The sequence below is a fragment of the Flavobacterium akiainvivens genome (assembly GCF_001278115.1).
In the GTDB taxonomy this organism is placed as follows: domain Bacteria; phylum Bacteroidota; class Bacteroidia; order Flavobacteriales; family Flavobacteriaceae; genus Flavobacterium; species Flavobacterium akiainvivens.
Window position 1 is genome coordinate 2,468,217 of the sequence record NZ_LIYD01000005.1, and the last position, 25,698, is coordinate 2,493,914.

Consider the following 25,698-nt stretch of genomic DNA (forward strand, 5'->3'; position numbering starts at 1 on the left):
AAACATTGAACTGTTTTCCCTATCTTTGAGCCGCAATGAAAGTCACAGAGCAAATTAAGCAGCCTATAATGCAGGAAATGGAGCTTTTCGAGAAAAAGTTCCGTGAGTCGATGTCCAGCAAAGTGGCGCTTCTTAACCGTATTACCCACTACATAGTAAACCGAAAGGGCAAGCAAATGCGCCCTATGTTTGTATTCCTCACTGCCAAAATGGTAAGCGGGGGCACTGTTAATGAGCGCACCTACCGCGGGGCAGCCGTTATAGAGCTTATACATACCGCTACCCTGGTGCACGATGATGTGGTAGACGACTCTAACCGCCGCCGTGGCTTTTTTAGCATCAACGCATTGTGGAAAAACAAAATTGCCGTACTGGTGGGTGACTACCTGCTTAGTAAAGGCCTTTTGCTGAGTATAGACAATGGCGATTTTGACCTGCTGCGCATTATTTCAGTAGCTGTGCGCGAAATGAGCGAGGGTGAATTACTTCAGATAGAAAAGGCCCGCCGCCTTGATATTACCGAAGAGGTGTATTATGAAATCATCCGCCAGAAGACGGCCACGCTTATTGCGGCATGCTGTTCACTCGGCGCTGCATCGGTACACCCTGACAGCCATGATGTGGAGCGTATGCGCAAATTTGGCGAACTGATAGGCATGGCGTTCCAGATAAAAGACGACCTTTTTGATTACACCGATGATGCCATTGGCAAACCCACCGGCATAGATATTAAGGAGCAAAAAATGACCCTCCCGCTTATTTATGCGCTTAACAACTGTACTAAAGAAGAGAAGCGCTGGGTTATCAATTCGGTTAAAAACCATAATAAAGATAAAAAGCGCGTTAAGGAAGTAATCGGTTTTGTAAAGCAAAAAGGCGGCCTTGCTTATGCTGAGCAAAAAATGGTGCAGTTTCAGCAGGATGCGCTGCAACTTATATCGGGTTACCCTGATTCTGACTTTAAAGCGGCACTTACCTTAATGGTAAACTACGTGATTGAAAGAAAAATATAATTTTTTTTTCAACACATAAATCATTAAAAACAAAATAGTTACATTAGTAAATTAAAAAATTTACACCTTTCATGCAACCATTTTGCAACGTAATCCGTCTATGTTAATAGAAACCGCTGCTAATAAAATCGCACGGGGCCGAAACCAATAAAACCAACACGTCTTGAAAGTAATTGCCTTACACCAGCAGGAGCACGACCTTGTACAGCAGGCAGCCGCAAGCAACCGGCACGCCCAGCAGCAGGTTTATGCTAAGTATGCGCCCAAAATGCTGGGGGTATGCAGGCAGTACATTAAAGACGTGCACCAGGCAGAAGACGTTATGATTACCGCCTTTATGAAGGTATTTGCCAATCTTAAAAGTTTTGAGTTTAAAGGCAGCTTTGAAGGCTGGATAAGGCGGATAATGGTAAACGAATGCATAAGCTGCCTGCGGGTGCAAAAAAAAGTGAGTTTTCTGGAAGACCAGTTTTATGTAGAAGACTCTTTTAACAATATAGAAAGCGGGCTGAGTGTAGATGATATTCAGAGTTTGATAGACAGCCTGCCCGATGGTTACAAAATGGTGTTTAACCTGTATGCCATAGAAGGCTACAAACACCAGGAAATTGCAACAATGCTGGGTATTAGCGAAGGCACCAGCAAATCACAACTCTCCCATGCACGCAAAATGCTGCAGGGGTTAGTTAACAAACAAAAGAATTACGAAAATGGAACCGAATAAAATAGAACAGGAAATAAGGGAAAAGCTTGAGGGCCGCACCATAACCCCAAGCCCTATGGCGTGGGACAGGCTTGATGCCATGCTTACCGTGGCCGAAGGCAACGCCCAAAAACCCACTAAAAAACGTGGCTTTGGCTGGTTGTATATGGCGGCGTGTTTCCTGCTTATGCTGGGCGTGGGTGGTTACTTTATGCTGCACAACAGCAGCGACAGTATTGAAGCCGACCCAACCAAAAGTGTGGTAAACAGTAACACCAATACGACACAAACCGGAGGCCATACAAACACAGGCGCCATTATTTCGCCTGAAACGCAAATACAAGGGCACAACACTAACACCACACAGGCGGTGGCAGGTGTGCAACAGGGTTCATCATCATCAAAAAACAATCAATCGCAGCAGCAACAGCAAGGCACAACAAGCCAGGACAATCCGGGGCTTGCCCCTGCTGAAACTGCACAACCGCAAATGCTGGCGCTAAACAAGCCTGATTCAAAAATTAAGGTAGATGCAAATGCATTGCTGGCATCGGTTCAAAACCAAAAACCACAGGCAGCAAAGGCCACGCAGCCTAAGGTTAAGGTTAACGCTAATGAGCTGCTTACGGGCATAGAGGGCGAAATGGAAATGAATTTCCGCGACCGTATGTTTAACAGGCTGGCCAAAGGGTATGACGAGGTTAAAGAAGCCGTGGTTACCCGCAATTACAACTAAACATCAATCAAAAAAAACACCGATTTAAACACCAAAAACAACATGAAAGCAATTACTTTTTGTGTAGTGGCATTCTTATGCTTTGTCTCTACAAAACTACAGGCACAGGAAAAAGAAACCTTTGAGGAACGCGCTGCGGCTATTGCCACAAACATTGAGCGCATAACCGCACAAGAGCAGGACTCGCTTAAAAAAGAAGTAGATGCCATAAACCAAAAACTTGAAAACAACCAGCTTACCGAAGCACAGGCCGAAAGCCAAAGGCAGCAGTATGCCGAAAAACGCGCAAAAAACATAGAAAACCGTGTAGCGTTTGAGCAGGAAAAACTAACACAACTGGTGCAGGATAAAGTAGACGGCAAGGTGGAAAGCAAGGCTACTAAAAAATTCAGGTTTACAATACCGGGCAGGAACAAGGAATATTCGAGCTATGATTCTCTTGGTAACCACACCATTACAAACCGCAAGCAGGAAGGTTTTGAGCGCGACTTTAAACGCACCACATCCTGGTTTTTATTTGCTACAGGCCTTAACCGCCTTGTGGTAGACGGCGATATTGATAACGACAACTTTAAAGAGCGCTCAGAATTTTATGAGTGGGGCTTTACCTGGAACACCCGTATTTTTAAAAACAATAACCTGCTGCACCTGCGCTACGGCCTTTCGCTACAATACAACAACTTCAGGCCGAAAGATGACAAAGTGTTTACCGTGGTAGACGGGCAAACAGTACTTACTGACTCCGGCCTTGACCTTGATATGTCTCGCCTGCGCATTACAAACCTTGTTATACCGGTGCACCTGGAGTTTGACCTGGGAGGTAAAAGGGTTAACGGAGACAAGACCTACTACCCGGTTCAAAACAGTGTACGCATAGGTATTGGTGGCTACGGTGGTTTTAACGTAAAAGAGAAACAAATACTGCGCTATGAAGACGAGCTGGGCAATGATGTGAAACATAAATCTAAAGGCGGATATAACGTAAATGATTTTGTTTATGGTGTAAGTGGCTATATTGGCTACGGAAGTGTAAGCCTTTATGCCAAATATGATATACAATCGTTATTTGATAACGAAATCGACCAGAACAACGTGTCTTTTGGCATAAGATTTGATTTAGAATAGTTAATTAAGGGTTAGTTTTGTACTTTTTGAAAGAGGCGTTTCCATTTCTCAGGGAACGCCTTTTTTGCGTTTAAATATTTTGTACTTTTAGGATAGTAAACCAAGTTATCATGGCTCCTCACACTAAAATTACCATTCCGGGGCTGGCAGGGTTAGTATTGCTTATACCTGCGCTTTGCCTCTTTTACCTTAACAACACAGGCCTTGACACCCCAAAAGGGGCTATTTCATTAGCTATGCCATCAAAGGACAAACATGTTATTGAAGTTGACTCTACATTAGGGCTTCCGTATTTTAACAACCCTATGCCCCGTAATTACCGGGACATAATTATTAGCGGCAAAGATGATGCGCAACAACTACAAGCCGGCAGGCAGTTGGTGCGCAAACTCGTTTCAAGTAACGACACTATTAACGGTGTACGGTTCTGTTTTGGCAAAAACGCAAAATACAATGAGCTTATAAAAGCCCTTACCTTGTGCGAAGAAGAAAAGGCATCTCAATGGATACTTAGCGGCAATTACCTGTATATCTACAACCGCAATCTACGCCTTCCGGCAGACGAAAACGGCCATATGTATGAGTGTTTATCTATATAGGCAAAATATACCAATTTTAAAATACCTATCTTTGCGGTATGAAGATTAATACCGCCGAGTTTATTATAAGTAATAGCGATGTAAGCAAATGCCCTAAAGAGCCCCTGCCGGAGTATGCCTTTATAGGCCGCTCTAACGTGGGTAAATCATCGCTTATAAATATGCTAACGGGCCGCAACAGCCTTGCAAAAACATCTGGCAAGCCCGGAAAAACACAGCTTATAAACCACTTTAAAATAAACGAAAACTGGTTCCTGGTAGACTTACCGGGGTATGGTTATGCGCGTGTATCTAAATCTACCAAAGAAACATTTCAGCAGTTTATAACCGATTATTTTGAAAACCGCGAGCAGCTTGTTTGTGGCTTTGTGCTGGTAGATATAAGGCTTGAGGCACAAAAAATCGACCTTGAGTTTATAAACTACCTGGGCGAGAAAGAAGTGCCTTTTTGCATCATTTTTACCAAGGCCGACAAAATAAGCAAGGGCAAGCAACAGCAGCACGTGGCGGCGTACCGCAAAAAATTACTGGCCGAGGGCTGGGAAGAAATGCCGCAGCATTTTGTAACGTCATCTTCTGAAGGTACAGGCCGTGAAGAAGTGCTTGCGTTTATAGATGGCGTTAACCAGGATATTTTTAAAAACCAGGGGTTTGTGTAAAAAGCATCAGGAAGATAGCTTTTTTATCATTGCAAAATTAGTGAACACCTCGCCGTTATAAGTAACCTGCTGAGGCGTTACTATTTCATACCCCTGTTTTAAGAAGTATGTTTTTGCGGTAATAGAAACAGCTACCGTAATTGCCTTAAAGCCGCATGACAGAGCATAAGCTTCAATTACCCCAACTATTTTTGTAGCCACCCCTACCCCCTGAAAATCCTTGTGTACAAACAGGTGGTCAAAATAACCGGTTGCATCAATATCGCCAAAACCACAAATAGTATTATTGCATTCAGCAATAATAGTATAGTGCTCCAGTAATTTAGCACCCCACTTTTCAGCGTTTATAATATCAGGAGCCCAGGCGTTAACCTGGGCTTTAGAATAATGTTTACTATTAATGGTATGAATGGTATCTCTAAATAAACTAACAACTGCATTTATGTCGTCTGCACGATACCTTCTCAATGTAATCTCCATGCTAAATTATTTCTTTTGCAGGTCAAGTTTTTCTGCAAAGTAATCACAAAAATCACGCATAGACTCGCCCATGCGCTCATCTCCGGTGGCGCGCTCAAAAGAGTGGCTCATGCTTACCAGCGTCTGGTGAAAAAACACTTTCATTTCATCTACCGGCATATCTTTGGTCCACAGGTCTATGCGCATGCTTTCCTGGGCCTTACTGTCCCACACGCTAAGCATCATTGCCTTGCTTTCCTGGTTAATTACACCACCGTCGCGGGCTGTCCACTTCAGGGTTTCGGGCACGCGGTTGGCATCAAGCTCCACACTTATTTTAATCTCTGATTTCAGGGTCGTATCTTTAGACATCTTACTTCTTGGGTTTGTATTTAGATTTTTCAAAAATGGTTTTGGCATCCATAGCCAAAAGCTGCTGCAAAGTTACATCTTTATTGTTTTCCATAAAGCTTCGCACAATTTGCCAGCCTATCCACTGCCCCAGTCGCCCGGGAGAGTCGGTATCTATATCAAGCCCAAAGCGTGTAAACGGCGCAGGGTTTATAAAGCGGCGCGGCAGTTGCGGCTCTGTGCTGTACAGCAGTTGTTTTTCTAAAAGGGTGCTCCACATAATGGCTTCGTTTTCAAACGCCCATTGCAGCTGTAATTTGGTGTAGCCTATCTTGTCATAATCAGGCACATTAGGTATAAGCCTGTCTTTAAGGTATTGCATCTTACCAAAGTAAATCATGTAAGACAGCAGGGTTTTATCGGTAAGGCCGCTTATTTGCGCATACATGCCTGTTGTGGCGAATGATTCTACCACATCGGGTAAAATTTGTGTAGGGTCATACATTTGGGTGCGGTAGGTATCAAGTCCCTGGTAGTATTTGTTGCCCCTGCCCAGGTATATGCTTAGCGGAATTGCAACCGTTTTACCGTTGTACATGGCTTTATATTCCAGGTTATCGTTAACCAGGGTAACCACCTGCGGAATATTAAACTTAGGGTAGTAGTATTTTATATGCTTAAACAGCTCCCGTGTATTGGTTTGCAGGGTATCAAGGTCAGGATATACCTTTTGTACTTCGGCCTGAAGCTCCTTTAAAAAAGGCTCATTTCGGCGCGACAGCCATTCGGCATCGCTTGTAGATGCAGGGAAAAGGTCGGCAAAACGCTGCCTCATTTTAGGAAAATCAGCCGGTTTTACGGTAAAATAGTCCCTGTCAAGGCGCTCTATTTTAACTTCGGGTATTTTTACCTCTTCAATTTCTTTTTCTTCCTTACTTTTTTTACCACATGAAACTACGGCAAGGGCAAGGGCAAAAAACACTACGAATTTTCTCATTTTAATAGTTTAAGCTATTTCAATTAGCTGCGTTTTGTTACTTTTATGGGCAAATATACAACGCTTAAAACATATACCGCCATGAATACCCACTACAAATTTGACGCACAGGCCATAAACAACCATATTGTAAACTGGCTGGGCACCTATGCACAAAACGCAAAAGCAAAAGGTTTTGTTGTGGGCATATCGGGTGGTATAGACAGCGCGCTTACCTCAACGCTGTGCGCACAAACCGGCCTGCCTACCCTGTGTGTGGAAATGCCCATACACCAGGCCCAGAGCCACGTTACCCGTGCAAAAGAACACATTGCCTGGCTTAAGGCCAACTATCCTAACGTAAGCGGTGCCGAGGCCGACCTTACCAGCACCTTTGAGCACTTTAAAGAGCAGGTGCCACCAGCTGGCACGCAACACCTTACAGACCACACACTGGCCAACACACGTTCGCGCCTGCGCATGCTTACGCTATACTACTTTGCGGGTATTAATAACGCCATTGTGGCGGGTACCGGCAACAAGGTAGAAGACTTTGGCGTAGGCTTTTACACCAAGTATGGCGATGGCGGTGTAGACGTGAGCCCTATTGCCGATTTGCTTAAAAGCGAGGTGCGCATACTGGCAAAATACCTGGGCGTTACAGAAAGCATTATTACCGCTAAACCTACCGACGGGCTTTTTGGCGATGACCGCAGCGATGAAGACCAGATTGGTGCAAGTTATGAAGAGCTGGAGTGGGCCATGCAACAAAAAGAATTCGGTAAAAAATCAGGTGATTTTGAAGGGCGCGAAAAAGAGGTTTTTGATATCTACATACGTTTTAATACCAACAACCAGCACAAGATGCAGCCCATACCCGTGTGTGAGATTCCCTTAAATTTGAAATAAAATTCTTTCATTCACAATACTTTAAGATTTTAATTGCTAACTTTACTTTAATAGTAAACCCAAAAAAACGCAATTATGATCAAGTTATGCCTTGCGGATAATCATCCTGTTGTGCATTATGGGATGAAATCGTTTTTTAACGACAATCCGCAGATTAGTTTTGTGGGTGTGGTAAATAATCTGGAGAGCCTTTTAGACTGCCTGAGCAAAAAAACGGTTGATGTGGCCGTGATTGACCTGGAGCTTGAGGGGTTAACCAGTATTAGTTCTGTAAAATCGCTGATTAAGGAATTTCCCGAAACCAAGGTGGTAATTTTTACCAACCTTGCCGAACAGATTTATGCACCTAATGCCCTTAAAGCCGGTGTTAGCGCCTATGTGCACAAAAGCGCCAGGATGGAAGACCTGGAGAGTGCCATTAAGCGTGTAAACGATGGCGATGTGGTATTTAGCGACCTTGTAAAGAAAAACCTTGCACTGCTTAACAAAGGCAAGAAAAGCGAACGGTTGTACCGCAAGCTTTCGAGCCGGGAAATTGAAGTGCTGCGCTACCTTAGCGAAGGCAAAAAAAACAAGGAAATTGCACGCCTGCTCGACCTGAACGAGAAGACCATCAGCACGTATAAATTGCGCCTGCTTACCAAGCTACACGTTACAAACCTGGTAGACCTGGTAAACAAGGCAAAGACCCTGGATATTGTATAGCCGGGAGACATTCAACTGACAAAAAAGAACAACGGGACACACCACTACTCCAAAGACAAAAGAAGAAAGAAGCCCGGCCAGCGCCAAGGGCTTTAAAGCACAAGCAAAAAACGCCCCACAAGGGCGTTTTTGTTTGTTTAAGTTATACTTTAACCCTTAATTACAATAAGATAATTAGCGAATTTTCAGGCAACTTTGTACATTTGGGTTACTAACAACCAAAAAGATGAAAGAACAGTTTAAAAAGTTCCTTAACGAAGAGCAGGACCCAAAGGCTATAGAAAAAATAAGCGCCAAGCTAAGCGACCTGCTCATGAAAAATGAAGAGGTGGGCTATATAGGCGTTCAGAAAAAACCGGCCATAAACGTATTTCCGGACAGCGTGGTGCTTACCAACAAGCGTATTATTATCTGTAAGCCGAAAAACCTGGGCCTTAGCATGGATTTTACCGATTATCCGTGGGGCAATATTGCCGGGGCTTTTATGAAGGAAGGCATACTGGGGTCGGAATTTTCGTTTACCACCACTACCGATATTACTGTTAGCATAGACTATATACCCAAGATACAGGCACGAAAAATGTATACGTTTTCTAAAGAGCAGCTGGAACTGCTTAAGGAATCCAACGCACCAAAGGCAGAAGAAAAGCCGTTTACAGCACCCATAGAAGAGCCTGTAGCCTATACCGAACCGGAAGCCACAGCCGAAGAAATTGAGGAGGTAGAAACCGAAGAGGTAAACAGCTTTGCCGAGATTATACATAAGCCTGCACCGGAGCCGGTTTATGAAGAAACCACACCTGCACCTGTGCCAACCCCCACTCCTGAAAAACAGGGACTTGCCGCATTAAGCAAGGAAGAGCTTTTTGAAAAGCTGCAAAGCTACAAGAAGCTGCTGGACAACGGCCTGATACTACAGGGCGAATATGATGCCTTTAAAAAAGAGATATTAGAATATTTATAAGCCACCTAAACCACTTGCTATGAAGGGAGGAAAAGACATTGAAAAACTAATACCACACCGCGCACCGTTTTTATTTGTAGACGAGGTAACGGCCGCCACTACCGAAGAAATTACCGCCATTAAAACCTTTGACCGTACTGAGGTAAACCTGCAGGGCAGCTTTCAGGATTTTGGGTTTGTGCCGGGCACCATTCTTATAGAGAGCATGGCGCAGGCCGGTGGTGCGGGGGTAAGGTTGCTGGAAATAACCAACGGCATTTTTGCACTGGTGCAAATAGAATCGGCGCAGTTTTTTGCGGGCGTGCCTTTTGGAGAACAGATTACCTATACCATAACCAACCACCGCCTTAGCGAAAAAATAATCAAGCAAAGCGGCAAAGCCCATGTAAACGGCAACCTGGTTATGGAAGCCTCGTGGATGTCGATAAAAATTGATGAGCGCAGGGATAGTTAGCTATTTATACAAGTGCTAAACTAAACTCTTTTTGAGATTTCTCGACTCCGCTAAAGCTTCGCTCGAAATGGAAGAGCGCAACAAACCGTTTTGACAAAATTAAACCTCATTATTAAGAAACCTCCATTGCGGATTAAATCCGTTAATCAGATTTTCTTTCTTTGCCCTGTTCCATTTTTTCAACTGTGTTTCGCGGTCAATTGCTATTTGTACATCCTGATAATGCTCAAAATATATCAAGTAACAATATTTGTATTTTGCAGTAAATGCCTTTGAATGCGGCTCAGGATTTGCATGATAATACAGCCTTTCTTTTAAATCGGTCGTAAAACCAATATACAGTACCGTTTTTATTTTGTTTGTAATGATATAAACATAGTAATTGTGGCTTCCAAAGGTGTGCTGCATATTAATTTTAGTATTAAGCTTTACACATAAAACAGGCGTTTTTCCATTCCGAGCGGAGCTTTAGCGGAGTCGAGGACACGAGGCGCAGCCGAACTGACGAAGTAATCTCCTAAATTTAAAAAATTGAGATGTTTCCATTTCGGTTCACTTCAGCCGACATGAAAAAAACGCAATGTTACACCCTCGTACCCAGCTCTTTCATAACCTTAACAAAATCAGCTACAATAGCCTCACGGTTAATTGAAGCACCTTCTTTGTTTACCCATTTGCCACTAACAACAGTGCCCAGCATATCGCTAACATCGGCGCTATACACCAATGTATTACTCAGGTTGCGGAGTGATGCCGTAGCTATTAATGGTGAGGTGGCTTTAAAAACTGCCGCATCAAACGGCTGCCCGGGTGCAAAAAATTGAACGTGGGGTGCACCCATAGCCTTCCGGCCGCTTTGCCATGCCATTTTTAGCGCGTTGAAACCGCTGTCGCCACTCTGTGGTGTAACAAAAGTTGTGCGTTTGTGGCTTATGAGGCGCTGGCCGTAATCCAGTATCCTGAGTTCTTCAAGCGGGTTAAGGCCCACGTGGCTATCGGTGCCAATACTCCAGTTGCCCCCCGCGTTTTTATAGGCTTCAAAACTAAACAGGCCGTCACCCAGGTTGCCCTCTGTACTGGGACATAGCACTACGTTAGCGCCACTTTTTGCAATGCCGTTAGCCTCGTTTTCATCAAGATGCGTGGCGTGCACCAGGTGGTAATTATCATCTGCCTTAACATTATCAAGCAGCCACTGCACGGGGCGTTTATTATGGAATGCCAGGCAGTCTTCAATTTCCTTAAGCTGTTCCGATACGTGTATGTGAAATGGCATTGAACCGTCTAATGAATTGCAAACACTAATAACATCCTCAGGCTTTACAGCACGCAGTGAATGTATGCCTACGCCCACATTAGCATGAGGTTGTTTCTCAACTACCTTTTGCGTGGCTTCAAGCAGTTTGTAATAATCTTCAATTGTTTGTGAGATAAAACGTTTTTGGCGTTCTACTGGCGGCTGGCCAAAGCCTCCCTGCTGGTAAAACATGGGCACCAGCGTAATGCGTATGCCCGCACGTTTTGCAGCCGACACAAGCCTCTGCCCCATTTCGGCAAGGTTAGCATAGGGTTTGCCGTCTTTATCATGGTGCAGGTAGTGGAATTCTGCCACAGCGGTATACCCGTGGCGGGCCATTTCGCTGTACAGCATGGCGGCAACAGCTTCCATCTGTTCGGGAGAAAGGGTTAGCGCCAGGCCATACATGGCGTTGCGCCAGCTCCAGAAATCATCCTGAACACCGGTGTTGGTATGCAGCTCGGCCAAACCTGCCATAGCATACTGAAACGCGTGTGAATGTGCATTTTGGAAACCCGGCAACGCATAGCCGTTTATGTATTCTCCCTGTGGGGAAGCGGTTTGTGATATAGAAAGTATATTACCCTGCGCATCAAGCTGTACAGCGGCGTTTTCAACCCAGCCGTTTTCGGTAAGGAGGGCTTTAAAAGTATAGGTTGCCATTATTCTTCAATAGCTTTTATAAGTTGGGCAAAAAGATTTTGCAATACGGCGCGAATACGGTTGGCATTGGCTTCGTCATACTGCGTTTCAGTGGCATCCATATAATTGGTTTTAGCCATTTCCAGCTGCAGGGCGTGCACCCTGTTTTGCGGGCGGCCAAAAAAGCGCGTTATATATCCACCCTTAAACGGATGGTTGTGCTGCGCCTCATAGCCTTTATCCTGCAATGCCTGCCAGGCAGTTTCTATAACCTGCGGCCATGCCGAAGTGCCATCGTTATCGCCTAAAATAAGTTCCGGGAACGGCTCCGGGCGAATACCCGGCACTATTTTGCGTATGGAATGGGCATCAAACAACAATGCCTTGCCAAACTCCTGCTTCATTTCCTGGGTAAGCTGCGCCAGCTTTAGGTGATAAGGAATGTAGTATTTTTCAACACGCTGTGCTATTTCGGCATCATCAGGTTCGCCGTATTCATATAAAGGGTTTCCGTTGAAATCGGTAGTGGTACATAAGCCTGTTATAACGCGGCCGTCATCATACAGCGGTTTGCTTTTTGGGTCGCGGTTAAGGTCTATTACCCAGCGGCTGTAGTTGGCTTTTATAAGTGTAATGCCCATTGCCGGTGCAAAATCATACAGGCGGTCTATAAACCAGTCGGTATCATCGGGTGCGGCGGCAAGGTTGGGCCTGAGGCGTTTTTTAATGTCATCAGGAAAAAAAGTACCTGAGTGCGGCGAACTTATAATAATGGGTACTTTAGGCCCTGTGGGCTGGGTTATGCTGAAAATATCCATAGTAGTGTAGTTTGTTTATAGCAAAAACAAATGTAACGTTAATTTATGAATTGGGTAATTGATATATAACACAAACCCCGGATTCACATCCGGGGTTTTGAAACGTCTTGCCCTTACAGGGCTGTATATGATTAGGATGCTTCGACAAGCTAAGCATGACTGCCGCCTGCCATCTGCTACCTGAATACTGATTAAAGTCCGCGTACTTTCTTTTCCCATGCCCAGGCAGATGCCAGCGCTTCGTTAAGGGATTTTTCGGCTTTCCAGCCCAGTACGTTATTTGCTTTTGTAGTATCGGCATACGCTTCTGTAACATCGCCCTCGCGGCGCGGTACTATTTTGTAGTTCAGTTTTTCGCCGGTAGCGCTTTCAAAGGCTTTTATTACCTCAAGAACCGAGTTGCCACGGCCTGTACCCAGGTTAAATACCTCTACTTTTTCTTCGTTTTTGCTTTCAACAAGGCGCTGCAGCGCGGTAACGTGTGCCTTGGCAAGGTCTACCACGTGTATGTAGTCGCGCACGCAGGTACCATCGGGCGTTGGGTAATCATCGCCAAAAACCGAAAGCTCCTGCCTTAATCCCGCGGCAGTTTGTGTAATAAACGGCACCAGGTTTTGCGGCACACCCAGCGGTAGTTCGCCTATGTTTGCCGAATCGTGTGCGCCTACCGGGTTAAAGTAGCGCAGCAAAATGGCGTCGATATTACTAATTTTAGCCACATCGCGAATTATTTCCTCGCCTACCTGCTTGGTGTTGCCGTAAGGACTCATGGCAGGCTGTACGGGTGTATCTTCGCTTATAGGCATCTTTTCGGCCTGGCCGTATACGGTACAAGATGAACTAAAGATAAAGTTTGCATTATCCTTTTTTTGCAGTTCCTGAAGGATGTACACCAGTGCCCCCAGGTTGTTTTCATAATACAATAATGGGTTTTGTACGCTTTCGCCTACTGCCTTGCTGGCCGCAAAGTGGATAACGCCGTTAACATCGCTGTATTTTTTAAAGAAATCCTGCACGGCAGCCTTATCGCGAAGGTCTATCTGCTCAAATTCGGGCTTTTTGCCGGTTATGGCCTCAATACCTTCCAGCACGCTGATTTGGGCGTTGCTAAGGTCGTCTATAACCACTACATCAAAACCTGTGTTTTGCAATTCTACCACAGTGTGCGAGCCTATAAAGCCCAGGCCGCCGGTAACAAGTACTTTCATCTTTATTCTTTTGTTGGTTTTATGGTAAACTCAAAAACGGGCTTTCCTATTGTGTCATGGTATACATAATGAAACAGGACCGGGCCCTTAAATATTTTTTTGGCGGCAATACCGTCCATATTTGCCTGTGCGCCCTGTTGTACCAAACGCTTAATCTCGGCAGTATTGGTAAGGGTGTCAGGCTGTTTAAACGTATAGTAATAGTTTATAATGTTTGGGGCGGTGGCGCTTGCACTGTCAAGGCGGGTAATCTCATCAAGCTGGCGGGGTGCCATTTTGTTGACTTCCTTTACCAGCAGGTTAAGGTTATCAAGGTCGGCACTGTTATCTGGTGTTTCGTTTTTGCACGACAACACCAGGGCACACAGCACCCCAAGCACAACCTTATGTACAAGCCTGCCCTTCATTATTTTACAAACTCAAGTACGCTGTCGGTAATAAACTTAATCTGCTCATCGTCAAGCTCGGTGTGCATAGGCAGTGCCAAAACCTCTTTAACCAGCCTGTTGGTTACAGGGAAATCAGCCTCGTTGTAGCGGCTGCTTGCATAGGCTTTCTGGCTGTGCAGCGGAATTGGGTAATAAATAGCACATGGTATATTTTTATCCAGCAGGTGCTGCATAAGGGCATACCTATCAGTATCGAGCACGCGGAAGACATACTGGTGGAACACGTGGCTGTCTTCATCGCCCACAATAACCGGGGTAATGATTTTATCACTAACGCTAAGTGCAGCGCTGTACTTGGCAGCAGCCTCGCGGCGGGCCACGTTGTACTGGTCAAGCAGCGGCAATTTGGCGTTAAGCACTGCAGCCTGAATGCTGTCGAGCCTACTGTTTACCCCCACCACATCGTGGTGGTAGCGCACATACATACCGTGGTTTACAATACCACGCAGGGTGTGTGCCAGGGCATCATCATTAGTAAAAATAGCTCCACCATCGCCATAGCAGCCCAGGTTTTTACTTGGGAAGAACGATGTTGAAGCCACATGGCCTATAACGCCTGCCTTTTGCTTAGAGCCGTTAGCATACTTATAATCAGCACCAATGGCCTGTGCGTTATCTTCAATAACATACAGGTTGTGCTCTGCAGCCAGTGCCATAATGGCCTCCATATTTGCCGCCTGCCCAAAAAGGTGCACCGGAACGATGGCTTTTGTTTTTGGTGTAATGGCTTTTTTAATGGCCTCTATTGAAATGTTGTAGGTATCCTCCTCCACATCTACAAGTACCGGGGTAAGCTGCAACAGCGCTATTACTTCTACCGTAGCGGCAAAAGTGAAGTCGGCTGTAATAACCTCATCGCCCGGTTGCAGGCCAAGGCCCATCATGGCTATTTGCAGCGCATCGGTACCGTTTGCACACGGAATTACGTGTTTTGCACCCAGGTATTGCTCAAGGTTTTTCTGGAAAGTGTGTACCTGCGGGCCGTTAATGTAAGTGGTGGTATCAAGTACTTCCTGGATGGAAGCGTTTACAGTGTCTTTTATATGGTCGTACTGTGTTTTAAGGTCGACCATCTGTATTTTTTTCATTATACGAATGATTATAAAGAGGTACAAAAATAACCAACTTTGCCGACTTTATAACCTGAAAAAACTTTTTTTAAAGTGCTTTTAACCTTATAATTTAAAATTGCGCGACACCGGCAGCTCTTCGCCGTTTTTAAGCAGTATGCCTTTTGAATTGCTGCTTTTAATAAAGTTTGTGTTTACAATGTATGAGCGGTGGCATTTAATAAAATTAGGCGGCAGCTCTTTTTCTATTTCGCTTAGTTTTCCGCGTAAAAAATGGCCTTTACCCTCAGATGGGGTAAAGTTAAGGTAGTGGTCATCGGCCTTTATGTACATAAGCTTATCCAGGTACAGGCGCGTTTTGTTTTTAAGTATAATGTGGTCTTCTATAACCAGCTGGCGCACTTTTTCAAGCTGCTCTACTGTTTTGGTATGTTCTGTTTCTATACCCTCTTTTTCCTGTTGCAGTTTTTTGCGGCGCACATCTACTTTTCTCCAGCGGATAAATGAATAGAGCGCCAGCAAAAACACCAGGAATAACAATGTGCCGAAAATGATTTTGTGTTGTATAAACTTCATCTTTATATTTTGCAGTATAGATATTTGCCGGTCTTTCTCGGCTACCTGGTATTTTATATTAATATCATGAATGGCAATGTTTTGCTCTACATCTTTAATTTTTGCGTCAAGCGAATCGAATGCCGTTTCAAACCGGCGCCTGTTGGCATTATCGCCAAGGGCATCATAGCATTGGGCGATTTTTTTATAAATAAGCCTGCCAAACTTTTGGTAATAGGGCATTTTTATAGCCAGGGCCTTTTTAAAATAAAACAGGGCTTCTTTGTAGTTTTCCTGCATAAAAAAGGTATTACCTATGGTGTAGTAGCCTTTTGCCTGCTCCAACGGGTCTTTTACATAGTAGGCTACCGAAAGGGCTTTATCTGCAAAGGCCAGTGCTTCTTTATACCGGCCGGCGGTGTTATTAATGGTGGCCAGGTTAAGGCAAATTTTGCCCTCTATAGCCCTGTTGCCTGATTTTTGGGCATATACCAATGCCTTCTGAAAAAGGGCCAGGGCGCTGTCGAGCACTTTTACATCAGGGTCATCTGCTTCGCTGTAGGTTTGATAGGCTTCCTTGGCGTATTCTGATGTTACGAGTGCAAGCCGTTCGGCCGACTTTGTTTTATGGGCATAGGCCTTATATTCTTCAAGAAAAGTATAGCCGTATTTTTGATAGTCATCCTGCGATGATACAACCAGGTGTGCCTCAAGGGCTATATCTTTTGCCTCAGTGGTTTTCCCGGCAGTTTCAAACTGTTTTTTGGCTTTTATAAAATATGCCAGTGCAGCATCTTCATGGTTTAAAAAAGCATAGCACTTGCCCAGACGGTAGTAGCTTATACCGGCCTGCCATGCCGACCCGGGTTTTGCAGCCCTAAGCTTTTCTATAACCTGCTCAGGATGGTTTAAAACACTATCGGTTACAAACCGGCCAAGGCTTTGCCCGTTGCACAGGAAGGGCAATAAAATAAGGAGATTTTTTAGAGCTTTGAGCATGGCTGCAATTATTTTTTTAAGCTTAGCACGCCGTCGTCTTTAGTTACGCGGGGGATGAAATGTTCATATTGAGGCTGATTTCCTTTTGTAATAACAGGATTATGAGGATTATAGTAGTTCCACATATCATTTAATGCATCATAATCTTTTTGGCAAGCCTGCTTATCTTTAAACATTAGCAATTTTAACGTAAAATACCCTTTAAGAGAATCAAAAATTGCACTGTCGGTTTCATTTAATGCTATTACTCTTATACTATCGTTTTCACCCCATGATGCCGGTTTGTCAAAATTGAATTTTATGTCTGTTAAAGTGGGAATGTTACCCAAATCCGGAACTTGCCTCTGTTGCATAGTAGTTCCCTCTTTATGATACATGAAGGCCAAGGCTTTATAGCCTCCCTCTTCAATAACCATGTGCTTACCTCCATATATAAAACCAGAATCTCCTGTGGTCAATTTAATATCAACATAAATTTTATTACCATTAATTTTGAGCGCGTTTTGATTTGCAGCACTATCAAATGATGTACCTATTACGCAATTAACCTGCGGGGATGGCAACTGATCAGTATCTTGTTGCTCTGCAATTTTATCGCCTTGTTTTGCAACATTGTTTTTGTTTTCACATCCTGTAAAAAACATTAGCGCTATAGCCAATAAAAAAAAATAAGGTGCTTTCATAATTTATTGATTTGTTGGTTAGTAAATATATTAGTTCTTGCTTAAAAATTGTAATCCTATCATTACTTTATCATTTATTAACTGCTTATAGTTCGAGACACTTTTAGTTACAACCGTAAATCTCAAACTTCCGCCAATTGTAACCCCAAACATTGCCCTACCTAACAAAACCGGCGTTTTAGAGTTTCTATCAATTTCAAACTGATCATAAAAATCATTTGTCGCAAATAAGAGACCATATTCAGCCTGCAAAAAGAAATTGAACTTTTTATTATCTGAAGCCCGGCTTACATATAATGACGGATATAACATACCCCTCACATCAGATGCAGCAACATTACTTCCCATACCCTCAATATCAGCAGAGATTTTACCATTTAATGAAGGCATAAAAAGAAAAAGTGATCTTTTATAAGTCCAAAAAGGTAGTAAACCTGATAAATAGAAATTACCACCGCCGTTTAGAGTCCTTAACAATTCTTGTTCATTGTTGTTTTCGCGTTCGCTTTGGGCATTTTCACCTTCAGCGCTTTCTTCCGAAGTAGCATTTATTACCGAACCAAACGATAACCTCACCAGCCCCATGTAATCACTAATAAGCTCCGTTTGTACAATAGTGCTCTTGTCAGTATATAATAAAGAAATATTATTAGCAAAACTCATATCTGACTCATCCTCAGATAAAATTTTCACTCCACTATCAAAACCAAGAGTAAGTTTTTTTGATGTAGTATCTTCATAGTCTTCTTTTATGCTTGGTATCTGCCCAAAAGTCCAGTTACAAAACAATAAGAGAAGGAAAGTGATTGGTGTTTTCATAACAGTAAGGTTTGTAAATCCCGGCAACGCCGGGATTTTAATTATTCAACTGGGCAAAGTGTATTGTAGCCCTTATTTAGAAAGTACTTTAAAATCTTTTTTATGATTCCTTTAAACACAATTCCCCCTGGAATTACGCTCACTATAAAATCTAATATAGCAGCAAGTATATCTCCCGCCGTTGAGGTAGCGTTAAGTACCTTACATAAAAATCGGATGAGTTTCCTCCACAATCCCCTCCCTGCAAATTCCGCAGAAAAATTTTGTCTCCTGGTTGAAATAAAAGACTCAGTCGATGCATATAGCATAGGCGCTGTAGCATCAGCTGCATCTACATATAATTCAGCAAGGCCATTTTCAATATCCTGTTCTGTAATATTTTGTTCGACATCTTCAGCCTTAACTTCCGTCAAAATTTCTGCCATAAATATATTAGCATCAATTTGTGTGTTATCAATATTCTGCAAATACATAATTATAAGGTATAAATCTGCCTACTCTTTGTTACCGTTTTCGGCTTCCCGGCTTTTTTGCTTTTGGAATTCCATGACCCAAAATTGCAGCAATAGCAGGGGTTTACAAAAAAAATGTCGTGAACTGCACAAACTGTAGCGCCAAATGCAAAACGTATATTCAACGTTTTTTAAGAAGTGTTTTCCTGCAAGATTTACTACCCTGCCAAGTTGAAAAATAACCGTATTTTTGCAGGGTAAAAACTATCTTATAATGCTTTTTCTGTACAGCCTGTTTACGCACATTGCCTTTTTCTTCCTTAACATTGTGGCGCTCTTTAACCGCAAGATGAAACTGTTTGTGCAGGGCCGTAAGCACGTTTTTGATACGCTACAGCAAAGCATCAGCGCGGCAGATAAGGTTATCTGGTTTCACGCAGCATCTTTGGGCGAATATGAACAGGGGCTGCCCATTATGGAAAAAATGCGCGAACTGCACCCTGCACACAAAATACTGCTCACGTTTTTTTCGCCTTCGGGGTATGAAATACGCAAAAACACCCCCGCAGCCGATGTTGTGGTGTATTTGCCTATGGACACATTGGGTAATGCCCGCAAATTCCTTAAGCTGGCGCACCCTGACATGGCCTTTTTTATTAAGTATGAATTTTGGCCCAATTACCTCAACGGGCTTAAGGCGGCCAATGTGCCCACGTATTTAATTTCGGGGTTGTTTCGCCCCAACCAGGCTTTTTTTAAGTGGTATGGCGGTATTTACCGTGAGGCGTTTAAAGCTTTTACCCACTTTTTTGTGCAGTATGAAAGCAGTAAGGGATTGCTAAAATCCATAGGCTTTACCAATGTAAGCGTGAGTGGCGACACCCGTTATGACCGCGTGAGCCGCATTTTAGAGCAAAACAACACCCTGCCGTTTATAGAAGAGTTTATAGACGACAAAACCACCATAGTTTTTGGCAGCTCGTGGCCTAAGGATGAAAGCCTTTTTGTGCCGTACATTAACCAAAGCAACGGCGTGAAGTTTGTTATTGCGCCGCATACCTTTGGCGAAAGCCATATACAGGAGTTGCTGACCAGCCTTAAAAAACCGGCACTGCTATATACCGAAAAAGAAGGCAAAAACCTGCGTGATTATGATGTGCTTATCATTAATACCATAGGCCTTTTGGGCAAAATATACAGCTATGCCGATGCCGCTTATGTGGGCGGGGGCTTTGGCACCGCCGGGCTGCACAACATACTGGAGCCTGCCGCCTTTGGCGTTCCGGTGGTAATTGGGCCCAACCACACTAAATTTCCGGAAGCGGTGGCACTGGCACACGCAGGCGGGGTTATTGTGGTGCACAACGAAGAACAGATGACCAACACCCTGCACGACCTGGTTACTAATGAGGTGTATAGGCATGAAACCGGCCACATAGCAGGCAGCTTTGTAAGCATGAGCCGTGGCGCTGTAAATGTTATTATGAAAAGGTTGGGAGTTGAGGGTTGAGGGTTGTTATAAACGTTCCTGCCTGATCCCTTCGTATAACAACAAAACACCCAAAATAAAGAGAACCAGGGGCGCTATGTAATATTCAAGGCCGGCCTCTCCCCTGCTAAAAAAGAAAGGCAGGGCAGTGGCGATAACCAACACTATTCCGAGGACAATTTTTATAATGCGCATTATAAGTTGATTTCTTCAAATATATAAAAATTCATGTATGACACAGCCCAATTTTAAACCTTTTGCCCCTCTTGATGCCCCTGCCGTTATAACCATGATGCAGGATTTTTATGCCATAGACGGTTACCCCATGGATGCCGCCGTGAACAAAGGCCTGTTTTTTGAGTTTGTGGAAAAACCCGATTTGGGTAAGGGGTGGGTGATTGTGGTTGATGGGCAGCCTGTGGGTTATGTAATACTTACTTTTGTTTTTAGTTTTGAATATGCCGGGCGTATTGCATTTTTAGATGAACTGTTTATAACCGCCGAAATGCGCGGGCGTGGCCTTGCCAAACAGGCACTTGATTTTATTGCCCAAGAGGCTGCAAGCCTCTCCGTTAAAATTATTTACCTCGAGATTGAGCCGCATAACGAAACGGCTAAAAAACTATACCTTTCTAAAGGTTTTACAGAACACAAGAGGGGGTTGCTGAGATGGCAGTTTTCAGATGGCAGTTTTTCAGATAGCAGGTAGCAGCAGGCAGGCGGCTGTACATCCCTAAATAAGGTTGACCGTTTTTAGGGATGTACACGAAACTGAAAACTGCTATCTGCCACCTGCTATCTGTTTAAAGTCTTATTTTCCATAGCAAATCAACGCTTATGGTGTGCTGGTAGTTAAATTGGCCATCGGGCTTCAGGTCATATAAATAAGGCTGGTAAATAACCCCTACGTGAAATTTACTGCCCACACGGAAATACGTATTTAAATGCAACCCTAACGATGTGGTGTAGCGTTCTATACGCTGTGAGTTGCCCACGGTAAGGGCGCTTTGCGGGTAATCATCCCAATCGTCATCATAATCATACACATAGCGGTTTTTAGCCCATGAAAGCCCGTAGCCCACAATAAAGCGGTTAAACACCATGTTGTGGGTAAGGTTAAGCGCCGATGCACCAAAAAATTCATCGCCGCGGGTGGTGGGCACCGGCACAAAGAAAAAGTAATCCGTAGCCCCATAAACCGAGAGGCTTACAAAACGGTTTTCTTTATAGTAATATTCCACCCCGGCAGAAAGGCCAAAAAAGCCGGTATTACTCAGGGGTTCACTACGCCTGGGGTTCAGGTAAAACGAGTTTATGTACGGAATGGAAACCGTGAGGTTAACAGCCCCTTTTTTATAATCATAAAACCGCCTCGAAAGTCCGCCTATAAACCCCGGTTCTTCGGCCTTAGTGCTGTCTTTATCTAAAAAAAGGTAGTCGCCATAATAATAGCCCTTGCCGTTTTTTTTATCTATATGCCGCGCCAGGAAATAACCGGGTATCGACCAGAATAAATTGCCATACTTTGTAAGCGGCCGCAGCCTTGGGGCAACATGGTATTCTTTACTCAGCGAATCGGCCGTTAGCTTTATGTGCAGGGTATCGGCGCTGTGGGGCACTAAAAACTGCGTAGGCAGGGGTTTTGCCTGGCCGTTTATTTCGGCTGTGGCCTTTTTGGCATTGGTGGTAAGGGTTATGTTGTAGGTGTCTCCGCTATAGAGGGTGGCACACGAAGTAAGGCACAGCAGTGCCGCAAGGATAACACAAATTTTGAACATAATAAGGTGGTTGGTTTACCTAAGATGCGCAAAAGTATACAGGGTTGCCTGTAAGTGCGTTAATTTACCGTAAAATGGCACGAAAACTACCTGTGGCTACCCAATTAATCTTTAAACCCGGAAACTCTATACACGCCGTTTTCTTCTGCAAGGCGCACAAAGACGTTTTGCTCTTTTCCCTTATACGTAAAATACACCCGTACAACAAGCGAGCCCTGGAACGAGTGTGGTATTTCTTTTGCGAATGATGCCGATAATGGTGGCATGGTGCGTTCTCCCTTACTCTTAATTACAGACTCATAAAACTCCCTTACCTCTTGGTGGGTTTCCAGGGTTTCATTACCATCGCGCAAAAAGGGAATGGTTGTAATGGCAAGTATACCGTTAACATCTTTGCCTTTTGTTAGCAGGCTAACCCAGTTTTTAGCTACTGTAAAGGCTTTTTGCTTTTGCTCTTTAGAAAGGCTTAGCGTGTCGGCCTGCGAAAAGGCCACAAGCGGCATAAAGAATAAAAGAAAGGGCAGTAACTTCATTTGGTTTGGTATGTTTTAGGTTGGTTAATCAAAAAATTATTGCTTACCGGTGGCCGGTGGGGATGCTTCTTCTTCCTGAAGCGCCAGGTATTCTTTTGCAAGCACCGACATTTGCAGGTTGGCCTGCTCTGTATTATTAGCCTTAAGTGCCTTTTCGAGCGTATCGTCTTCGGCGGCATAGTAAATAAAGGCGTTTACTTTTTCGGCGGGGATACCCCATGTAGCTGTAATGGACTCATTGCTATAGGCAAAATTAATAGTCTCTATGTTTTTATTAAGCTGCTCGGTTTTGAGTTCGCGGCGCAGGGCACGCCTTTTTTCGCCGCCGTTTAAAAGGGCATCGGTACCTATGCCTATACCGCCACCGGCATAATCCATAGTATGGGCCTGTACTTTGGCACCGGTATTAACACGGCGTTCGCCCTGGGTGTATACGGCATTGCTTTTAACAGGCTGTATAATTTTAACCGTATCGTTAATTATTACCTCTTCAAGCTCGGTGGCTTTTGCCTCTACCCCCAGTACGTAGGGCATTTTTTTAAAGGAATCTTCGTTTATGTAAAACTCCCTGTCCTGCGTTATGGGGCTGTTTACGGCCAGCAAATCGCCATCGCGGGCCATTATGGTAAAGCTGCCCTTACTATCGGTCTTGGCCTCATCGCCGGTTTTTTTATTGATAATGAATACCCCCGGCACACGTGCCTCGCCCACGGTAACAATACCGGTTAGGGGCTTGCGCTGCTGTGCAGCCATGCCTATGGTTAAAAACGCGAATAATATTAAAAGTCTGCTTCTCATAATAGTTGTTGGTTGTCGGTTGTTGGTTGTCAGAAAATCAGTTTAAGGTTTTGACTGCGAATCTTCTTCCTGTTGCAGGCTAACGTATTCTATAGCCAGCTGGGGCAGCAATAGCCGTGCCTTTTCGGTATCTCCTGCTTTAAGGGCTTCGGCCAGCTCTTTGTTTTCTACAGCATAATATTTATAGGCCTCCACCTTTTCCTGTGCAATGCCCAGGTTTTCTACAATGGCCTGGTCTGCATATACTTTGCTTATGCCGTTAATAAGCTTCAGCTGTTCCTCGGTATGAACCTGGCGGCGCAGGGCATCGCGCTTGTTTTTGCCGTTAAAAACCGGGTCGAGCGTTAGGGCCACGCCCCCGCCCTGCCAGTTTATGGTGTCCATAGTCTGCACTTTTGTGGTAGCACCAATGTTAGCGCGGCGCTGGGCCACGGTATATTCTTTTGCGCCCTGTACGGGCTGTATTTTAAGCGTGTCTACAATAACCACCTCGTCGAGCTGGGTAATTTTAGCCTCTACCTCCATTTCATACGGCATATTGGCAAACGCCTCATTGCTGATGTAAAAATCGGTATCCTGGGTCATGGCGCTGTGCACGGCCAGCTTATCGCCATTGCGCGCCTTTAGGGTAAAGTTGCCTTTGCCGTCGGTTTTAACCTCATCGCCGGTGCGCTTGTTTATAACATACGCGTTGGCCACGGGGGTTTCGCCCATAACAACCCTGCCACGCAGGGCTTTGCGGTCCTGGGCAAAAGTGTGCAGCGAGATTAAAAGGGTTATTATTGTAAGTAGCTTATTCATTTTTTGTTGTCGGTTGTTGGTTGTTGGTTGCCGGAAGAACGGTTTTTGCCTGCTGCGGCTGTGTTTCTTCTTCTTTTTCTTCCTGGCGGGCCATATACCTGCCTGCCAGTACCAGCAGCTCGAGCCTGGCAAGGGCTTCGTTTTTGTTATCCATGGCCTGCTTAAGGCTTTCGTCTTCAACGGCAAAGTATAAAAACGCATCAACCTTTTCGGCGGGAATATTGAGTTCTTTGGTTATTTCTTCGTTACTGTAAAGATAGCCAATATTTGCCATACCTATTTCGCGTTCTTCGGTTTTAAGCTCACGTTTCAGCATTTTTGTGCGCCCGGTAATCATGTTGATAAGCGGGTCGAGCGATGCCGCCACACCCAGCATGCCTACCCCACCCACAAGCCCGGGATTCCAGTCGGTAGCCGTTTTTACACGGCGCTGCGCCACGGTGTAGCGCTTTTGCCCCTCGGGCACCAGGCCCAGGCCTTCGGGTGTAATAGTACGGTCTATTTGTACATTTTCCAGTTCATATCCTTTGGGGTCTACCTCTACCACATAGGGCATATTGGCAAACCAGTCTTTACCCGTTACAAACTCGCGCACTACGGTACGGTCGCTGTACACCACCAGGCGGTCGCCCGCTTTGGCAGGCAGCTTGAACAAGCCCCTTGCGCCGCTTTTAACCTCGGTACCCGTATTTTTATTGATAACATACACACCCGAAGCATTTTCGCCCGCCACCATAACGCGCCCACGCAGGGTATCGCGCTGTGCAACGGCTACGAGCGGAAGCAAAAACGTTAACAGGATTAGCAGTTTTATGTTCATGGTTCAGGGTTCATTGTTTGGGGTTGCGGGTTGTTTTATAGTTCAGGGTGTCGCGTTGCTGTTGTACCTGCAACCCGGTTACAGCCTGTGCCTGCAAACGGTTATATTCTACAGCCAGGGCCGTGAGCTCCAGCTTTGCTTTTTCATTATTGTTGGCTTTTATGGCTTCAATAAGCGATGGGCTTTCGGCGGCGTAGTATAGAAAACCATCTGCCTGTTCTGTAGCTATATCCAGATATTCTGCAAGCTGAGCTGTGGTATACACGCCGCGCACGCTTTCTACATTTGCCAGCATTTGCTCTGTAGCCAGTTCTTTTTTAAGTTTTTTTGTTTTGCCCGTAACAGCATTTATAAACGGGTCGAGCGGCATAGAACCCGCCAGTAAACCAATTGCATACTGCCACAACGGCCTGTCTCCGGTGGCGGTATACAAACGCCTTTCGGCAACTGTATTGCGCTTTTGGCCTTTGGGCACAATACCCAGCGCCTCTGCCGAAAGGCTTTGGTTGATAACCACCTCCTCCAGCTCATATCCCTGTGGTTGCACTTCGAGTGTATAAGGCATATTGGCAAACCAGTCTTTACCGGTTACAAACTCGCGCACCTCTACGCGGTCGCTGTACACCACCAGGCGGTCGCCGGCTTTGGCAGGCAGTTTAAACACCCCGCCGGCAGCGCTTTTAACCTCGGCACCTGTATTTTTATTGATGACATACACCCCCGAAGCATTTTCGCCCGCCACCATAACGCGCCCATGCAGGGTATCGCGCTGCGCAACGGCTATGAGCGGAAGCAGGGCAAACAGCAAAAGCAGCAGTTTTTTTACGTTCATGG

Annotated in this window: 31 protein-coding genes; 12 read left to right on the forward strand and 19 right to left on the reverse strand. The window is 44.7% G+C overall.

The window, feature by feature from the left end; genetic code table 11:
* Positions 1–35 precede the first annotated feature (35 nt).
* From AM279_RS11155 to yihA, 6 genes are all read left to right on the forward strand, one after another.
* Positions 36–1,013 carry a polyprenyl synthetase family protein gene (locus AM279_RS11155; RefSeq protein ID WP_054408121.1) on the forward strand — a complete coding sequence of 326 codons (978 nt, stop codon included), beginning with the start codon at positions 36–38 and terminating at the stop codon, positions 1,011–1,013.
* Positions 1,014–1,176: 163 nt separating this feature from the next.
* Positions 1,177–1,737, forward strand: a complete 561-nt coding sequence (locus AM279_RS11160) for an RNA polymerase sigma factor (protein ID WP_054408122.1) — start codon at positions 1,177–1,179, stop codon at positions 1,735–1,737.
* Positions 1,724–2,452, forward strand: a complete 729-nt coding sequence (locus tag AM279_RS11165; protein WP_054408123.1) for a hypothetical protein — start codon at positions 1,724–1,726, stop codon at positions 2,450–2,452. Before AM279_RS11160 ends, AM279_RS11165 begins: the two co-directional genes overlap by 14 nt.
* Before the next feature lie 42 nt (positions 2,453–2,494).
* Complete coding sequence (locus tag AM279_RS11170) at positions 2,495–3,577, forward strand: hypothetical protein (protein WP_054408124.1); 1,083 nt, start codon at positions 2,495–2,497, stop codon at positions 3,575–3,577.
* 110 nt (positions 3,578–3,687) lie between these two features.
* A complete protein-coding gene (locus AM279_RS11175) occupies positions 3,688–4,176 on the forward strand; it encodes a hypothetical protein (protein ID WP_054408125.1) in 489 nt (162 codons plus the stop codon).
* 38 nt (positions 4,177–4,214) lie between these two features.
* Complete coding sequence (gene yihA, locus AM279_RS11180) at positions 4,215–4,835, forward strand: ribosome biogenesis GTP-binding protein YihA/YsxC (protein WP_054408126.1); 621 nt, start codon at positions 4,215–4,217, stop codon at positions 4,833–4,835.
* A 6-nt stretch (positions 4,836–4,841) separates the two neighbouring features.
* Here yihA and AM279_RS11185 read toward each other — a convergent pair whose 3' ends face one another.
* From AM279_RS11185 to gldB, 3 genes are read right to left on the reverse strand one after another with little or no spacing between them, the layout of a single operon-like run.
* A complete protein-coding gene (locus AM279_RS11185; RefSeq protein ID WP_054408127.1) occupies positions 4,842–5,315 on the reverse strand; it encodes a GNAT family N-acetyltransferase in 474 nt (157 codons plus the stop codon).
* Between the two features lie 6 nt (positions 5,316–5,321).
* Positions 5,322–5,666, reverse strand: a complete 345-nt coding sequence (gene gldC, locus AM279_RS11190) for a gliding motility protein GldC (protein ID WP_054408128.1) — start codon at positions 5,664–5,666, stop codon at positions 5,322–5,324.
* Position 5,667: 1 nt separating this feature from the next.
* Positions 5,668–6,642, reverse strand: a complete 975-nt coding sequence (gene gldB / locus AM279_RS11195; RefSeq protein ID WP_054408129.1) for a gliding motility lipoprotein GldB — start codon at positions 6,640–6,642, stop codon at positions 5,668–5,670.
* 81 nt (positions 6,643–6,723) lie between these two features.
* Here gldB and nadE point away from each other — a divergent pair, with 81 nt between their 5' ends.
* The 4 genes from nadE to AM279_RS11215 all read left to right on the forward strand — a co-directional run bounded on the left by nadE (position 6,724) and on the right by AM279_RS11215 (position 9,653).
* The gene (nadE, locus tag AM279_RS11200; RefSeq protein ID WP_054410283.1) at positions 6,724–7,530 is read left to right on the forward strand and encodes an NAD(+) synthase; all 807 of its coding nucleotides are present in this window, start codon (positions 6,724–6,726) and stop codon (positions 7,528–7,530) included.
* Between the two features lie 75 nt (positions 7,531–7,605).
* Positions 7,606–8,235 carry a response regulator transcription factor gene (locus AM279_RS11205; protein ID WP_054408130.1) on the forward strand — a complete coding sequence of 210 codons (630 nt, stop codon included), beginning with the start codon at positions 7,606–7,608 and terminating at the stop codon, positions 8,233–8,235.
* Between the two features lie 226 nt (positions 8,236–8,461).
* Positions 8,462–9,199 (forward strand): PH domain-containing protein, encoded by a 738-nt coding sequence (locus AM279_RS11210; RefSeq protein WP_054408131.1) that lies wholly within the window; start codon positions 8,462–8,464, stop codon positions 9,197–9,199.
* Between the two features lie 19 nt (positions 9,200–9,218).
* Complete coding sequence (locus tag AM279_RS11215; RefSeq protein WP_054408132.1) at positions 9,219–9,653, forward strand: 3-hydroxyacyl-ACP dehydratase FabZ family protein; 435 nt, start codon at positions 9,219–9,221, stop codon at positions 9,651–9,653.
* Positions 9,654–9,752: 99 nt separating this feature from the next.
* Here the strand turns inward: AM279_RS11215 and AM279_RS11220 are convergent, their stop codons facing one another.
* The 10 genes from AM279_RS11220 to AM279_RS11265 form a co-directional block, all read right to left on the reverse strand.
* Positions 9,753–10,061, reverse strand: coding sequence for a GIY-YIG nuclease family protein (locus AM279_RS11220; RefSeq protein ID WP_054408133.1), 309 nt, complete (start codon positions 10,059–10,061; stop codon positions 9,753–9,755).
* Positions 10,062–10,236: 175 nt separating this feature from the next.
* Positions 10,237–11,613 (reverse strand): formimidoylglutamate deiminase, encoded by a 1,377-nt coding sequence (gene hutF / locus AM279_RS11225; protein ID WP_054408134.1) that lies wholly within the window; start codon positions 11,611–11,613, stop codon positions 10,237–10,239.
* Positions 11,613–12,410 carry an N-formylglutamate amidohydrolase gene (locus AM279_RS11230; protein WP_054408135.1) on the reverse strand — a complete coding sequence of 266 codons (798 nt, stop codon included), beginning with the start codon at positions 12,408–12,410 and terminating at the stop codon, positions 11,613–11,615. Before AM279_RS11230 ends, hutF begins: the two co-directional genes overlap by 1 nt.
* Positions 12,411–12,601: 191 nt before the next feature.
* A complete protein-coding gene (gene galE / locus AM279_RS11235) occupies positions 12,602–13,618 on the reverse strand; it encodes a UDP-glucose 4-epimerase GalE (RefSeq protein ID WP_054408136.1) in 1,017 nt (338 codons plus the stop codon).
* 2 nt (positions 13,619–13,620) lie between these two features.
* Entirely contained in the window at positions 13,621–14,025 is a 405-nt protein-coding gene (locus AM279_RS11240) for a hypothetical protein (protein WP_054408137.1), read from the reverse strand.
* Positions 14,025–15,155, reverse strand: coding sequence for a DegT/DnrJ/EryC1/StrS family aminotransferase (locus AM279_RS11245; RefSeq protein ID WP_054408138.1), 1,131 nt, complete (start codon positions 15,153–15,155; stop codon positions 14,025–14,027). The genes AM279_RS11240 and AM279_RS11245 overlap by 1 nt, the downstream gene beginning before the upstream one ends.
* Before the next feature lie 87 nt (positions 15,156–15,242).
* Positions 15,243–16,691 carry a LytTR family transcriptional regulator gene (locus AM279_RS11250; protein WP_054408139.1) on the reverse strand — a complete coding sequence of 483 codons (1,449 nt, stop codon included), beginning with the start codon at positions 16,689–16,691 and terminating at the stop codon, positions 15,243–15,245.
* A gap of 8 nt (positions 16,692–16,699) precedes the next feature.
* A complete protein-coding gene (locus AM279_RS11255) occupies positions 16,700–17,374 on the reverse strand; it encodes a hypothetical protein (protein WP_054408140.1) in 675 nt (224 codons plus the stop codon).
* A gap of 30 nt (positions 17,375–17,404) precedes the next feature.
* On the reverse strand, positions 17,405–18,193 hold the full coding sequence (locus tag AM279_RS11260; RefSeq protein WP_054408141.1) for a hypothetical protein: 789 nt from the start codon (positions 18,191–18,193) through the stop codon (positions 17,405–17,407).
* A gap of 41 nt (positions 18,194–18,234) precedes the next feature.
* Complete coding sequence (locus AM279_RS11265; RefSeq protein ID WP_054408142.1) at positions 18,235–18,666, reverse strand: hypothetical protein; 432 nt, start codon at positions 18,664–18,666, stop codon at positions 18,235–18,237.
* Positions 18,667–18,919: 253 nt separating this feature from the next.
* On the opposite strand from AM279_RS11265, the gene AM279_RS11270 reads away from it, so the two are divergent.
* Positions 18,920–20,155 (forward strand): 3-deoxy-D-manno-octulosonic acid transferase, encoded by a 1,236-nt coding sequence (locus tag AM279_RS11270; RefSeq protein WP_054408143.1) that lies wholly within the window; start codon positions 18,920–18,922, stop codon positions 20,153–20,155.
* A 211-nt stretch (positions 20,156–20,366) separates the two neighbouring features.
* Positions 20,367–20,843, forward strand: a complete 477-nt coding sequence (locus tag AM279_RS11275) for a GNAT family N-acetyltransferase (RefSeq protein ID WP_074961346.1) — start codon at positions 20,367–20,369, stop codon at positions 20,841–20,843.
* 94 nt (positions 20,844–20,937) lie between these two features.
* On the opposite strand, the gene AM279_RS11280 is transcribed toward AM279_RS11275, so the two are convergent.
* From AM279_RS11280 to AM279_RS11305, 6 genes are all read right to left on the reverse strand, one after another.
* Complete coding sequence (locus tag AM279_RS11280) at positions 20,938–21,912, reverse strand: hypothetical protein (RefSeq protein WP_054408144.1); 975 nt, start codon at positions 21,910–21,912, stop codon at positions 20,938–20,940.
* A 104-nt stretch (positions 21,913–22,016) separates the two neighbouring features.
* Entirely contained in the window at positions 22,017–22,445 is a 429-nt protein-coding gene (locus AM279_RS11285) for a hypothetical protein (protein ID WP_054408145.1), read from the reverse strand.
* A gap of 36 nt (positions 22,446–22,481) precedes the next feature.
* Positions 22,482–23,243 (reverse strand): hypothetical protein, encoded by a 762-nt coding sequence (locus AM279_RS11290; RefSeq protein WP_143090291.1) that lies wholly within the window; start codon positions 23,241–23,243, stop codon positions 22,482–22,484.
* Positions 23,244–23,285: 42 nt separating this feature from the next.
* Complete coding sequence (locus tag AM279_RS11295; RefSeq protein ID WP_054408147.1) at positions 23,286–24,044, reverse strand: hypothetical protein; 759 nt, start codon at positions 24,042–24,044, stop codon at positions 23,286–23,288.
* Positions 24,037–24,864, reverse strand: a complete 828-nt coding sequence (locus AM279_RS11300) for a hypothetical protein (RefSeq protein ID WP_054408148.1) — start codon at positions 24,862–24,864, stop codon at positions 24,037–24,039. The genes AM279_RS11295 and AM279_RS11300 overlap by 8 nt, the downstream gene beginning before the upstream one ends.
* A gap of 10 nt (positions 24,865–24,874) precedes the next feature.
* The gene (locus AM279_RS11305) at positions 24,875–25,696 is read right to left on the reverse strand and encodes a hypothetical protein (protein WP_054408149.1); all 822 of its coding nucleotides are present in this window, start codon (positions 25,694–25,696) and stop codon (positions 24,875–24,877) included.
* Between the last annotated feature and the right edge of the window lie 2 nt (positions 25,697–25,698).